General features: G+C 71.3%; 14 protein-coding genes. 5 read left to right on the forward strand and 9 right to left on the reverse strand.

The features are described 5' to 3' along the window. Positions 1-87 precede the first annotated feature (87 nt). Positions 88-945 (forward strand): EamA family transporter, encoded by an 858-nt coding sequence (locus ACTWPV_RS39510; RefSeq protein WP_443155696.1) that lies wholly within the window; start codon positions 88-90, stop codon positions 943-945. Here ACTWPV_RS39510 and ACTWPV_RS39515 read toward each other — a convergent pair. After that, positions 938-1,858: a LysR family transcriptional regulator gene (locus ACTWPV_RS39515; RefSeq protein WP_347648348.1), complete on the reverse strand. Its 921-nt coding sequence runs from the start codon at positions 1,856-1,858 to the stop codon at positions 938-940. The genes ACTWPV_RS39510 and ACTWPV_RS39515 overlap by 8 nt on opposite strands. A gap of 184 nt (positions 1,859-2,042) precedes the next feature. Here ACTWPV_RS39515 and ACTWPV_RS39520 point away from each other — a divergent pair, with 184 nt between their 5' ends. Continuing rightward, the gene (locus ACTWPV_RS39520) at positions 2,043-2,933 is read left to right on the forward strand and encodes an EamA family transporter (RefSeq protein WP_443155697.1); all 891 of its coding nucleotides are present in this window, start codon (positions 2,043-2,045) and stop codon (positions 2,931-2,933) included. On the opposite strand, the gene hemL is transcribed toward ACTWPV_RS39520, so the two are convergent. Then, positions 2,930-4,219 (reverse strand): glutamate-1-semialdehyde 2,1-aminomutase, encoded by a 1,290-nt coding sequence (gene hemL, locus ACTWPV_RS39525; RefSeq protein ID WP_443155698.1) that lies wholly within the window; start codon positions 4,217-4,219, stop codon positions 2,930-2,932. The genes ACTWPV_RS39520 and hemL overlap by 4 nt on opposite strands. 104 nt (positions 4,220-4,323) lie before the next feature. On the opposite strand from hemL, the gene ACTWPV_RS39530 reads away from it, so the two are divergent. Continuing rightward, positions 4,324-4,557: a type II toxin-antitoxin system VapB family antitoxin gene (locus ACTWPV_RS39530; protein WP_347648345.1), complete on the forward strand. Its 234-nt coding sequence runs from the start codon at positions 4,324-4,326 to the stop codon at positions 4,555-4,557. Continuing rightward, the gene (locus tag ACTWPV_RS39535) at positions 4,557-4,964 is read left to right on the forward strand and encodes a PIN domain nuclease (protein ID WP_443155699.1); all 408 of its coding nucleotides are present in this window, start codon (positions 4,557-4,559) and stop codon (positions 4,962-4,964) included. The genes ACTWPV_RS39530 and ACTWPV_RS39535 overlap by 1 nt, the downstream gene beginning before the upstream one ends. 2 nt (positions 4,965-4,966) lie before the next feature. Here ACTWPV_RS39535 and ACTWPV_RS39540 read toward each other — a convergent pair whose 3' ends face one another. The 6 genes from ACTWPV_RS39540 to ACTWPV_RS39565 form a co-directional block, all read right to left on the reverse strand. After that, on the reverse strand, positions 4,967-5,596 hold the full coding sequence (locus tag ACTWPV_RS39540; protein WP_347648343.1) for a bifunctional DNA primase/polymerase: 630 nt from the start codon (positions 5,594-5,596) through the stop codon (positions 4,967-4,969). Between the two features lie 203 nt (positions 5,597-5,799). Continuing rightward, positions 5,800-6,783 carry a porphobilinogen synthase gene (gene hemB, locus ACTWPV_RS39545; RefSeq protein WP_443155700.1) on the reverse strand — a complete coding sequence of 328 codons (984 nt, stop codon included), beginning with the start codon at positions 6,781-6,783 and terminating at the stop codon, positions 5,800-5,802. Further along, positions 6,780-8,294: a uroporphyrinogen-III synthase gene (locus ACTWPV_RS39550; RefSeq protein ID WP_443155701.1), complete on the reverse strand. Its 1,515-nt coding sequence runs from the start codon at positions 8,292-8,294 to the stop codon at positions 6,780-6,782. Before ACTWPV_RS39550 ends, hemB begins: the two co-directional genes overlap by 4 nt. A 35-nt stretch (positions 8,295-8,329) precedes the next feature. After that, the gene (gene hemC, locus ACTWPV_RS39555) at positions 8,330-9,250 is read right to left on the reverse strand and encodes a hydroxymethylbilane synthase (RefSeq protein ID WP_347648340.1); all 921 of its coding nucleotides are present in this window, start codon (positions 9,248-9,250) and stop codon (positions 8,330-8,332) included. Then, entirely contained in the window at positions 9,247-10,503 is a 1,257-nt protein-coding gene (locus ACTWPV_RS39560) for a glutamyl-tRNA reductase (protein WP_443155702.1), read from the reverse strand. The genes hemC and ACTWPV_RS39560 overlap by 4 nt, the downstream gene beginning before the upstream one ends. Next, complete coding sequence (locus ACTWPV_RS39565) at positions 10,500-11,177, reverse strand: redox-sensing transcriptional repressor Rex (protein WP_347648338.1); 678 nt, start codon at positions 11,175-11,177, stop codon at positions 10,500-10,502. Before ACTWPV_RS39565 ends, ACTWPV_RS39560 begins: the two co-directional genes overlap by 4 nt. Positions 11,178-11,315: 138 nt before the next feature. Between ACTWPV_RS39565 and ACTWPV_RS39570 the strand changes: the two genes are divergently transcribed. Then, positions 11,316-11,552, forward strand: coding sequence for a glutaredoxin family protein (locus ACTWPV_RS39570; protein WP_347648337.1), 237 nt, complete (start codon positions 11,316-11,318; stop codon positions 11,550-11,552). Here the strand turns inward: ACTWPV_RS39570 and ACTWPV_RS39575 are convergent. After that, complete coding sequence (locus ACTWPV_RS39575; RefSeq protein ID WP_347648336.1) at positions 11,549-12,994, reverse strand: putative quinol monooxygenase; 1,446 nt, start codon at positions 12,992-12,994, stop codon at positions 11,549-11,551. The genes ACTWPV_RS39570 and ACTWPV_RS39575 overlap by 4 nt on opposite strands. Between the last annotated feature and the right edge of the window lie 36 nt (positions 12,995-13,030).

Raw genomic sequence — 13,030 nt, forward strand, 5'->3', positions numbered from 1 at the left:
GCGCCGAGCCACGCGCCGAGCCCTTGGGGCCCGCGTCAGCCGGCGTTCACGCGACGGTAAAGTCGCGCCCTGAGGGGAGGCGCCGCGTTGAGTCCATGGGCACTCCTCCTCATTCTGGTCGCCGCCGTCGCCCACGCCTCGTGGAACATCCTGAGCAAGAAGGCCTCCCAGGCCGACGGCCTCGTCTTCGTCTGGCTCGTCGCCGTCGCGGCCGCGGTCGTGTGGGCGCCGCTGTTCGCCGGATACCTGATCGTCACGGCCGACCTTCCTACCTGGCAGGACCTCGCCGTGATCAGCGGCAGCATGGCCCTGCACCTCGGCTACTTCGTGCTGCTCCAGCGGGGGTACGGCACCGCGGACCTGTCGGTCGTCTATCCGGTCGCGCGCGGCACCGGGCCGATGCTGGCCAGCCTCTTCGCCGTGCTGTTCCTCGGCGAGCGGCCGTCGCCGGCCGGTGTGGCGGGGATCGTGCTGGTCGGGATCGGCGTGTTCATGCTCAGCGGCGGCAACGCGAGTGCCGGGCTCAAGGCGGTGGCGCCCGGGCTGGCCACGGGGGTGTTCATCGCCGGTTACACGGTGTGGGACTCGCAGGTGGTGACCGCGTTCGCGGTGGCGCCGCTCATGCTCAACTACCTCGGCGAGGCCGCCCGTGCTCTCGTGCTCGCGCCCGTCGTGCTGGGCACGCGGCGCAAGCTGGTGCTGCCCGTGTGGCGCGAGCACCGGTTCCGGATCGTGGGGACGGCTGTGCTGATCTTCGTTTCGTACGTGCTGGTGTTGTTCGCCTTCACGATGGCGCCGGTGAGCGTGGTGGCGCCGGCCCGGGAGGTCAGCGTGCTGATCGGGGTCCTGCTCGGCGGGCGGCTGCTGGCCGAGGGCGACCTGCGGCGCAGGCTGCTGGCGGCGGGCGTGATCGTCGGCGGCATCGTGGCCGTCACGCTCAGCTGACCGCCCAGGCGTTCTCCTGCGTCCTGCTGGCCTCGGCGAGCGCCTCGACCATGGCCCTGATCGCGGGGCGGCGGGCGGCGTCGGAGCGCCAGATCGCGTAGATGCGGCGTGACTGGCGCGGCCTGAGGGGAACAAGACTCACGCCGTCGGGCACGCAGTCCCGGCCGAGCCGGGGCACGATCGCGCAGCCCAGCCCGGCGGCCACGAGCGCGAGCTGGGTCGGATATTCCTCGGCCATGCAGGCGATCACCGGCTCGATCGAGGCGCTGCGCAACGTGAAGACCAGCCAGTCGTGGCAGACGGTGCCGGGCGAGCCGCTGATCCACCGCTCGCCGTGCAGCTGGGCCAGCTCCACCTCCTTCCTGCCTGCCAGCGGGTGGTCGGCGGGGATCGCGACGTCGGCGATGTCGTCGAGCAGCGTGGCCCTGGACAGGCCGTCGGGGATGGCCATGGGCCTGTTGAGCCAGTCCTGGATCACGCCCAGGTCGAGCTCGCCCCTGGCCACGTCGCGCACGACGCGCTCGGGCTCGCGCTCGTGCAGCTGCACCCACAGGTCGGGGTGGCGTCCCCTGAGCGCGACGAGGGCGGCGGGCATGAGGCCGCGCGAGGCGGTGGGGAAGGCGGCGGCGTTGAGCCGGCCGACGACCTCGCCGCGCAGCGCCTCGAAGTCGGCCTCCGCGGTCTCGACCAGGGCGAGGATGCGCTCGGCGTGCTCGGCGAGCAGGCCGGCCGCGTCGGTCAGCCGTACGCCGCGGCCATTGCGCTCCATGAGCTTGGCGCCGGTCTCCCGTTCCAGCTTGGCGATCTGCTGGGACACCGCCGACGGGGTCACCATCAGCGCGTCGGCGGCGGCGCCGACCGACCCGTAGACGTGCACAGCGTGAAGAGCCTTGAGCCGGTTCAAGTCCAACATGTAAGCCAGTCTAAATGGTTTAGCGTAGAAAGTCTCGCTTGTGGTTGATTGTGTAGCAGATGAAAATAGATGCATGAGAATCATCAAGCTGAAGAGGCAGCGCCCCGACACCGTCTCGTACCTCAAGGTCCTCGCCGAGCAGGCCCGCGAGCAGCGCATCCGCTACCAGAAGCCCGCTCGCTGAATGAGCCCCCGGCACCTCGCCCTCGCCGTCGTTATAGCCGCCGTCTGGGGCTTCAACTTCGTCGTCATGCAGACCGGCCTTCGACACTTCGCACCCCTGCAGTACTCCGGCCTCAGGTTCGCCCTGGCGGCGTTCCCCGCCCTGCTGTTCGTGGGGCGGCCGGGGGTCGCATGGCGCTGGGTGGCCGGGGTGGCCGCGGCCATCGGCGTGGGCCAGTTCGGCCTGCTGCTCGTCGGCATGCGGGCCGGCATGCCGGCCGGGCTGAGCTCGCTCGTCCTGCAGACGCAGGCACTGTTCACCGTGCTGTTCGCGGCGACGCTGCTCGGTGAGCGGCTCACCGCGCGCCGCCTCACGGGGCTGGCCGTCGCGTTCTGCGGGCTCGTCCTGGTCGCCTTCGACTTCGGCGTGTCGGGCCCGATCGGAGCCTTCGCGCTCTGCGTGGCCGCCGCGGCCGCCTGGAGCGTCGGCATCATCATCCAGCGCAGGGCCGCGCCCCCCGACTCGCTGCGCTTCATGGTCTGGGTCAGCGCCCTGTCGACGCCGCCGCTCCTGCTCATGTCCTTCCTGCTGGAGGGCGCGCCGACGCTGGACGCGCCGCTCGAGGGCTGGTTGTCCCTCGCGTACGTGGCGTTCGTCTCCACGCTGGGCGGCTTCGGCGCCTGGGGATTCCTGCTTCGCCGCTACGACGCCTCCACCGTGGGGCCGTACGCGCTGCTCGTGCCGGTGTTCGGCATGTCGTCGGCGGCGCTGGTGACCGGCGAGCCGCTGTCGTGGCCCACGGTGCTGGCGGCGGCGCTCATCATCGCGGGCGTGCTCTACTCCGGCAGCAGGCCCCGCCGCGTCCGGCGGAGCCCCGAGCGCCTGGAGAGCACCCTCGCGCGGCCGGCCTAGGCCGCGGCCGCGGCCGCCTTCGCCGCCGCCGGGAGCGCGTCGGCGACGCGGTTGAGTGCCTCGTCGTCGTGCGAGGCCGACAGGAACCACGCTTCGTACGCCGACGGCGGCAGGTAGACGCCCTGCTCCAGCATCGCATGGAAGAACGCGGTGAACGCGGCGGTGTCCTGTGTCCTCGCCTCCTCGAAGTTCGTGACCTCCGACTCCGTGAAGAAGATCGAGAACAGGCTGCCCGCCCGCTGCAGCCGGTGCGGCACCCCCGCCGCGGCGAGCGCCTCCGAGGCCGCGCCGCCCACCTGGGACGCCGCGGCGTCCACGCGCGCGTAGGCGTCGTCGTCGAGCGCCCGGAGCGTGGCCAGCCCCGCCGCGCAGGCCAGCGGATTGCCGGACAGCGTGCCCGCCTGGTAGACGGGGCCCTCAGGAGCCAGGTGGGCCATGACGTCGGCCCGGCCGCCGAACGCCGCCGCCGGCAGCCCGCCGCCCATGACCTTGCCGAACGTCATCAGGTCGGCGTCGACCGGGTCGAGGCCGTACCAGCCGGAGCGCGAGACCCTGAAGCCCGTCAGCACCTCGTCGACGACGAGCAGCGCGCCGTGGGCCGTGCACAACTCGCGCAGCCGCGCGTTGAAGCCGTCGCGCGGCGGGACCACCCCCATGTTCGCCGGGCACGCCTCGGTGATCACGCACGCGACGTCGCCGGCGGCGAACGCCTGCTCTATCGCCTCGACCGAGTTGTACGGCAGCACGATCGTGTCGGCCGCCGCCGCCCCCGTCACGCCCGGCGTGTCCGGCAGCCCGAACGTCGCCACCCCCGACCCGGCCGCGGCCAGCAGCGCGTCGACGTGCCCGTGGTAACACCCGGCGAACTTGATCACCTTGGACCGCCCGGTGAAGCCGCGCGCCAGCCGCACGGCGCTCATCGTCGCCTCGGTGCCGGAGCTGACCAGGCGCACCTTCTCGACGGGCGCCATCCTGCCGACGATCTCCTCGGCCAGCTCGACCTCGCCGGGCGTGGCGGTGCCGTAGGAGAAGCCGTGGGCGGCCGCCTCGGACACGGCCTCGACGACCGCGGGATGGCGGTGGCCGAGGATCATCGGGCCCCAGGAACAGACCAGGTCTACGTAGCGGTTGCCGTCGACGTCGGTGAGGTAGGGGCCCTGCGCCGAGGCCATGAAGCGGGGCGTGCCGCCCACCGCGCCGAACGCGCGCACCGGAGAGTTGACACCCCCGGGCACGAGCCGGCGGGCGCGGGCGAACAGGTCCTCGGAGTTCTGTGTACGGCTCACCCGACCCAGGTTAGCCGCGGGCCCCCTCGCCCTTCGTCGCGGGACGACCTCGCCATGGTGGCGATGTATGCTATCTATAAGGGTCATCAACATCGGGAGGATTCGTGGCCGTAACACAGATCGACGTCGATGACGACGCCCTCAAAGAGGCCATGCGCATGATGGGAACGACGACCAAAAAGGAGACCGTGAACGTCGCCCTCCGTGAGTACGTCGCCCGGGTAAGGCGGATCGAGGCCCTGGAGAAGCTGGCCGCCCGGGCAGAGCGTGGCGAGTTCGACGAGGCGGCGCAGGCCCGCCGCGCGGCGAAAGCGGCTTGGAAAAGGGCCATCACCTGATGTCCTACCTCGTCGACACGTCGGCACTGTGGCATCTCCTGCGGAACACCGATGTGCTGGAGGGGTGGGCCGACCGGATCACCACGCAACCGCTCCGGATCTGCGAGCCCACCAGGACGGAGTTCCTCTATTCGGCCACCGGCCCCGCCCATAGAGACCACCTGGAAGAGGAGCTCAACACGCTCTGCGAGTTCGCGCCAGTCCCGAAGACCGCCTGGCGTTGGGTGGAGAACGCACAGTACAAACTCACCCAGAAAGGCCAGCACCGCTCGGCCGGACCCATCGATCTGCTGGTGTGCGCCACCGCCGTGCACCATGGGCTCACGGTGCTGCACGTCGACGACGACTTCGCCACGGTGGCGCAGGTCGTGACCGAGGTCGACCAGCGCGACATCCGCCGGTCATGACCTCAGTCGGCCAGCCACTCCAGGATGCGCAGCGGGTCGGGCAGGGGCAGGCCGTCGGGCGGCCGCAGCCAGGAGACCGGCTGGCCGGCCGGCAGGGTGGAGGGCGGCGCGACGACATAGCTGTCACGGCAGTGCCAGCGCAGCCCAGGCGTGTCGTCGATCGTGGCGGGGTCACAGTCGAGGTGGCACGACCACCACTCGTCCTCGTCCTCCGGGTTGCCCCGTGTCGCCACGTAAAACAAGACCCGGTCGCCTTTGGCGGCGACCGGGCCTGAGTGCGCTCCGGCGTTGTCGATGCGGGTGAGTGCGGAGAGTCCGATCGCGAGCGGCACGTCGAAGACGTCGAACACGCGGCCGGTGGGAAGAATCACGTTGGCTTCCGGCTCGGCCTGCCACCAGCGCGTGAGCAGCGCCGGGTCGGTCGTGGCCTGCAGGTGCCAGGCGGGCGACAGCGGATGGGCGCCGGGGTCGGGACAGCCGAGGCGGTCACACGAACAGGCGCGCGGCCCCTGTCGCAGCGGGAACGCCCCTGGCACCGCGGGCCAGCCCATCGCGGCGTATTCGAGCACGAGATCGATGCGTGTAGGCCGCGAACGTTTTCTGGTACGCCGAGCCAGTGGTACCCCCACCATTGGTGTCTCCCGTCGAGTCCAGCGCCTGAGGAGGTCCCGGCTCCGGGCCGTACGCACACGCGGGACACACCGGCACTTGGTTGCCTGACGAGAACCTGCTCATGTGCGTGCCAGGTCGAGGCCGTAACGGCAGCCGTGTAACAGCTTTCTCGTCTGCTCGCACTCTAACGCACGCGCCTCACGCGTTGACGGGAACCCCTCGGTTAGAGCCGCCGCGCCACTTCGGTCGCCCAGTAGGTGAGGATCAGGTCGGCCCCCGCACGCTTGATCGCGACCAGGGACTCCATGATCGTCCGGTCGCGGTCGACCCAGCCGTTGCCCGCGGCAGCCTCGATCATGGCGTATTCGCCGCTCACCTGGTAGGCCGCCACGGGCACGTCGGCCTCGTCGCGGAAGCGGGTGATGACGTCGAGGTAGGCCATGGCCGGCTTGACCATGACCGCGTCGGCGCCCTCGGCGAGGTCGAGGCGGAGCTCGCGCAGCGCCTCCTCCAGCGGGCCCGCGGGATCCTGCTGGTGGGTGCTGCGGTCGCCGAACTGCGGCGCGCACTCGGCGGCCTCGCGGAACGGCCCGAAGAAGGCCGAGGCGTATTTCGCGGTGTAGGCCAGGATAGGGACGTCGCCGTGGCCGGCGCCGTCGAGCGCCGCCCGGATCGCCCCCACCTGGCCGTCCATCATCCCGCTCGGCGCCACCATCTGCGACCCGGCCGCCGCCTGGGCGACCGCGATCGAGGCGTACCGCTCCAGGGTGGCGTCGTTGTCGACGTCGCCCGAGGAGGTGAGGATGCCGCAGTGCCCGTGGTCGGTGAACTCGTCGAGACACGTGTCGGCCATCACCACGACGGCGTCGCCGACCTCGGCGTTCACCTCGCGCAGCGCGACCTGAAGGATGCCGTCGGGGTCGTCGGCGGCCGAGCCGCGCGCGTCTTTCACGGCCGGGATGCCGAACAGGATCAGCCCGCCCACACCCGCCTGCGCGGCCTCGTGGGCGGCCTTGCGCAACGAGTCACGGGTGTGCTGGACCACGCCCGGCATCGAGGCCACGGGCTGGGGCTCGGCGATGCCCTCCTTGACGAACGCGGGCAGGATCAGGTCGGCGGGATGCAGCCTGGTGCCGGCCACCATGCGGCGCAGGGCGGGGCTCCTGCGCAGCCTGCGGGGACGGGCGACGGGGAATCGCGCGCTCATCTGGCCCTCCTCCTGGCGCCGCGGCGGTTCTGCGAGGGCCGGCGCGGGGTGTCGCCGGCGGCCACGGCCGCCTGGCGCTGCTTGGCTCCGAACTCGGCCAACGCGGTGGCCAAGGCGGACGCGGACGGTTTTCCGGCCATGACGTCGACGCGGAGCCCGAACTCCTCGGCGGTCTTGGCCGTCTGCGGCCCGATGACCGCGATCACGGTGACGTTGTGCGGCTTGCCCGCGATGCCCACGAGGTTGCGCACGGTGGACGACGACGTGAAGAGCACGGCGTCGAAGCCGCCGCCCTTGATGGCCTCGCGGATGGGCGCGGGCGGCGGCGCGGCCCGCACGGTGCGGTAGGCGGTGACGTCGTCGCACTCCCAGCCCAGCTCGGTGAGCCCGGCCACGAGCGTGTCGGTGGAGATGTCGGCCCTCGGCAGCAGCACGCGGTTGATCGGGTCGAGCATCGAGTCGTAGGGCGGCCACTCGGCCACCAGCCCCTCGGACGACTGCTCGCCCGACGGCAGCAGGTCGGGCTTGACCCCGAACTCGACCAGGGCCCGCGCGGTCGCGTCGCCCACCGCGGCCACCTTGAGCCCGGCGAACGCGCGCGCGTCGAGGCCGTATTCCTCGAACTTCTCGCGCACGGCCTTGACCGCGTTGGCGCTGGTGAAGGCCACCCATTCGTAGCGCCCGGTGACCAGGCCCTTGATGGCGCGGTCCATCTGCTGCGGGGTGCGGGGCGGCTCGACCGAGATGGTCGGCACCTCCTCGGGCACCGCGCCGTACGAGATGAGCTGCTCCGACAGGCTGCGGGACTGCTCCTTCGTACGCGGCACCAGCACCCGCCATCCGAACAGCGGCTTGGTCTCGAACCACGACAGCCTGTCGCGCGACTCCACGGCGTCGCCGACCACGATGAGGGCCGGCTCGGTGAACCCGGCGTGCTTGAGGTCGGCCTGGAGCCGGCCGAGCGAGGACACCACGGTGTACTGCTCGGTGGTGGTGCCGCCGCTGGTCACCGCGACGGGGGTGGTGTCGGGCTTGCCTCCGGCGATGAGCGCCTTGCCGATGGCCACGGCATCGCCGATGCCGTGGTAGATGACCAGCGTGCCGCGGCAGGCGGCGTGGACGGCCCAGTCCTGGTCCTGGGCCGCGTCGACGACCCTGAACTCCGGAACCTCGGTAGCCGCCGGGATGCCGGCGTAGTCGAGCACGGCGGTCGCGGCCGGCACGCCGGGCACGATCTCGAAGTCCACCCCCGCCGCGGCGCAGGCCGCGACCTCCTCGGTGATCGACGAGAACAGCGTCGGGTCGCCCTCGCACAGGCGGACCACGACCTCCCCGCGCGCGGCGCGCTTGACGGCGGACTGGAGGTCGTCCTCGACGACCACGACGCCTTCGCGGCAGTGTCCCAGCAGCGGGCTGTGCGTTTCCGTGTCGAGCACCACCACGCCGGCCTTACCGAGCAACTCGGCGGCGCGGAGCGTGAGCAGCTTGGGATCGCCGGGTCCCGCGCCCACGAAAGCGACGAGACCGGAGGTTGGACTATCGGAGCTCAATGGGACTGCTCCCCCATCAATCTGTCGGCCCCTTCGGAGATCATCTCGGCCGCCAGGAGGCGGCCCAGGTTAGCAGCCTCCGAAGGTGAGCCGGCGGCGGACTTGCGGACCGCCTCGCGGCCGTCGAGCGAGACGACCACTGCGGTCAGGTTCAGAGTGTGCCCGTCATCGGCCGCGAACGCACCCACCGGTGCGGAGCATCCGGCCTCGAGCGCGTTCAGCACGGCGCGCTCGGCCGTCACCGCGGAGCGGGTGCGCGGGTCGTCGAGCACGCCGAGGAATTCGACCAGGTCGGCGCGGTCGGCGCGGCACTCCACCGCCAGCGCGCCCTGCCCGGGGGCGGGCAGCAGCTCCTCGACCTCGAAGATCTGCGCGACCTCCGCGTCGCGGCCGATCCTGTTCAGGCCGGCGGAGGCGAGCACGACGGCGTCGAGCTCGCCGGAGGTGACCTTGCCGATGCGCGTGTCGGCGTTGCCGCGGATCGGGACGTATTCGAGGTCGGGCCGCAGGGCGCTCAGCATGGCGACCCGGCGGGGGGAGCCGGTGCCGACCCTGGCTCCGGGGGCGAGATCGGCGAACTTGCGCGGCCCGACCAGCGCGTCGCGGTGGTCGTGGCGGGCGGGGAGCGCGGCCAGCGTGAAGCGGGGGTCCTGCGTGGTGGGCAGGTCCTTCAGCGAGTGGACAGCGAAGTCGACCTCGTCGTCGATCAGCTTGTCGCGCAGCGCGCTGACGAACACGCCCGTGCCGCCGAGCTGCGCGAGGTGGGCCCTGGTCACGTCGCCGAAGGTCGTGATGCCGACCAGCTCGATCGCGCGGCCGGTGCGCTCCATGTAGGCGTCGGCCACCATCTGGGACTGCGTGGTCGCCATGAGACTGCGGCGGGTGCCCAGCCGCAACGCGTGCGGAAGCGAGGTCACAGCTCCACCTCCCTCACTGCCTCGGGCATCGTCGGATCCAGGCCGAACAGCTCGCGCAGCGCTTCGGCGTAATGATCGCCGCCCGGGCAGGTGGCGAGCCGCTTGACGCGCACGGTCGGCTCGTGGAGCAGCTTGTCGACGACCCGCTGCACGGTCATGGCGACCTCGTCGCGCGCCCGCTCGTCCAGGTCGGGCATCCGCATGAGGAGCCGGCCGAGCTCCGACTCGACGACGCCGGCCGCCTTGCTGCGCAGCGCCACCACGGTCGGCGTGACCCTGGAGGCCCGCTCGGCGTCGAGGTAGGCCCGCAGCTCTTCGGCGACGATGGCGCGTACGGACTCGACCGCGTCGCCCTCGCGCGCGCCGACGCCGGAGTCCTGGATCGTCTCCAGGTCGACCAGCGTGACGCCGGGCACGGCGCGTACGGAGGGGTCGATGTCGTGCGGCAGCGCCAGGTCGAGCAGGAACACGGGCCGGGTCAGCATGCCGGGCGTGATGACGTGGCGGCCCGCGCCTGTGCAGGTGATGACGAGGTCGGCGCCGGCCAGCTCGTCGGCCACGGCGGAGAACTCGACCGCCCGGCCGCCGACCGACTCGGCCAGCCGGGCGCCGCGGTCGTACGTGCGGTTGGCCACGACGATGTCGGTGACCCCGGCCCGCGCCAGCGTGGCGGCGGCCAGCGAGCTCATGGAGCCCGCGCCGACCACCAGCGCCCGCCGCCCGGCCAGGTCGCCGGCCAGCGTGAGGCCCGCGGTGACGAGGGAGGCTCCGGCCTGGTCGATGCCGGTCTCGTGGTGGGCCCGCTTGCCCACCCGCAGCGCCTGCTGGACCAGCTCGTTGAGGGTCGCGCCGACGGTGCCGCGGCGCTGTGCCAGCTTGAGGGAGCGGCGGACCTGGCCGAGGATCTGACCCTCGCCGACGACCATGGAGTCGAGGCCGCACACCACGGAGAACAGGTGCTCGACGGCCCGCTCCTCGTAGTGCACGTAGAGGTGTGGCGTGAGCTCCTCGACGGGGACGCCCGAGTGCACGCCCAGCAGGCGGCTGACGGCGGTGACGGCGGCGTGGAAGCGGTCGACCGTGACGTAGACCTCGACCCGGTTGCAGGTCGAGATGACCATGGCCTCCGCCACGCAGGGGTCGCCCTGCACGTCGTGCAGGAGCTTGGCGAGGGCGTCACCCGTCACCGAGACGCGCTCAAGCAGGGCCACCGGCGCCGTCCGGTGGCTGAGTCCGATAGCCAGAACACTCATTGACTGTCCACCGCCATGAGTGGCCCCCCAGCCTTGCGTTGCTCGTGGAACGCGAGAATCTGCAGTTCGATTGATAGGTCGACTTTACGGACATCGACGCCGTCCGGGACCGAAAGCACAACTGGGGCAAAATTCAAGATGCTGGTCACTCCCACGGCTGTCACGCGATCACACACCTTCTGCGCCGCCACCGCAGGTGTCGCCAGAACCACGATCGAGACTCCACGCTGAACGATCACGGCTTCCAGGTCGTCGATGTGCTCCACATTCAATCCCGCGATGGTGTCGCCCACGACTTCGGGGTCGGCATCGACGAGCGCCGCGACCCGAAAGCCCCTGGAGACGAAGCCGCCGTAGTTGGCCAGCGCACGCCCGAGGTTGCCGACTCCCACGATCGCGACCGCCCAGTCTTGCGTCAGGCCGAGCTCGCGCGAGATCTGGTAGACGAGGTATTCGACTTCATAGCCTACGCCACGCGTGCCGTACGAACCGAGATGTGACAAATCCTTGCGGAGCTTCGCGGAGTTGACCCCGGCGGCCCCGGCCAGATCCTCGGAGCTGACGGTCGCGACGCCCCGCTCGGCCATCCCGTGCAGCGCCCGCAGGTACAACGGAAGCCTGGCGACCGTCGCCTCGGGAATGCCGCGGTCACGGGGTTGGGACGGGCTCTTCACGTGCCGGAGCTCCAGGGAACAGGCGGCTTGGGGACCGCGGTGAACGGAATCGAACCGTCTTTCAGGTTAATCCCTTTGTGAACCGATGCACAAAGTCGCGGGCGCGAAGTGGCGGACGTCTCGCATACCGTTGGCCTCATGCATCGCATCACCCTGCTCGGCAAGCCCGGCTGCCACCTGTGTGACGACGCGCGCGAGGTCATCGCCAGAGTGGCCGACGAGCTCGGCGTGCCGTGGGAGGAGGTCAGCATCGACTCCTCCGAGGAGCTCAAGGAGAAATACTGGGAGATGATCCCGGTCACGCTGATCGACGGCGTGCAGCACGACTTCTGGCGGGTCGACGAGACCCGCCTGCGCGCCGCGCTCAGCGCCTAGAACATCACCGTCGGCAGCGGCACCACCTTGGCGGCGTTGACGTTGAGCTCGATGACGTTGGTGGCCAGCACCATCGCCTGCCGCTCGTTGATGAACCTCTCGACGTGCGGCTGGCGCTGGTGGTCGCGGTAGGCGATCTCGTCGCGATAAAGCTCGTAGACGATGCGCTGCAGGGGCGCCGACTTGACCGCGTGGCAGGCGTAGACGAGCGTGTCGGGCTCGCCGCGGCGCACCGCCTCGACCGTGGCCTCGGCCAGCATGTCGAACGCGTCGCCCGCGCCGTCCATGATCGTGAAGACGGTGAGCAGGCCGTAGATGTTGGGCGAGGGCTTGCCGCCGGCCTGCTGCTGCGCCGGGGTGAACACGTCGGCGCCGGGAAAGACCGACCCCGTGCCCGGCATGGCGAAGTCGGGCCGCTGGGACGACGCGCCGGCGGGCGGCGCGCCGTTCATGATGTAGCCGGTCGAGGGCCCGGCGTCGGGCGGCGGCGCCATGCGGGCGGCGTAGTCGACCTCCTGGTCGCCCGCGCGATATTCGGCCACAAGATCGCCCAGCCCCGACGATCTGCGCGGCGGGTCGGCGGCGGGCACGCTCTCCGGCCGGCCCCGGTGGCCCGGCTGCTCGTCGCGGAACATCGGGCGCTCCCCCGGCGGGACCGCGGGCGCCGGCCGCTCCTCGCGGTGCTGTGCCCGTACGTCGCGGCGCTGAGAGCGATCGTCACCGCGCGGCGGGCGCTCGTCGCGCTCGGGGGCGAAGTCGTCCTCGTCGTCCTCGTACGGCGCCAGGGGCCGCAGCACGGTGTACCAGACGGCCGCCGCGGCGACGGCGAGCAGCGCCGTGGTGAAGATCGCGGGCACCGAGAACCGCATCGCGCCCACGAGCGCCAGCCCTGACGGGACGATGACGGCCGAGGCGTGCAGGTTGTCGGTGTCGTACTCGTCGCCGTCGCGCCACCTGAGCCCGGCGACCACGAGCATCGCCAGCATCACCAGCGCGTCGATGGCGTGCACGCCGGTCAGCAGATAGTTGGGGATGATCGCCCAGGCGGCCGAGCCCGACGGCAGCGCCTGGCCCATCTGCTCGACGCGGAGCGGGTCGAAGATCATGATCGCGACGGAGACGACGGTGAGCGCGATGCCGAACAACCAGGACAGGAATCTCGGCGGCGCCTTCTCCGCCAGCAGCTGCACCATGCCGACGGCCAGCCAGAGCGGGGCCAGCAACGACCCCGTCACCTGGTAGATCCGGAACGTGACGCTGCCGAACCCGAAGAAGGAGCCGATGGCGATCACGCCCAGTGACAGCGCGAGCGCGGTCACCGCGACGGTCCAGGCGATCAACCACCCGTCCGGCTCGTCCCTCAGGCGTTGGATCAGGGCGCCCGCCGCGAACGCGGCCAGGAGCGCACCGGCAAGGGCTATGACAGCAACGAGGATCTCCATGGTGACTCCAATGCTGCCGGACTATGCCTCCCAGCC

Source organism: Nonomuraea sp. KM88, from assembly GCF_052245635.1.
GTDB lineage: Bacteria > Actinomycetota > Actinomycetes > Streptosporangiales > Streptosporangiaceae > Nonomuraea.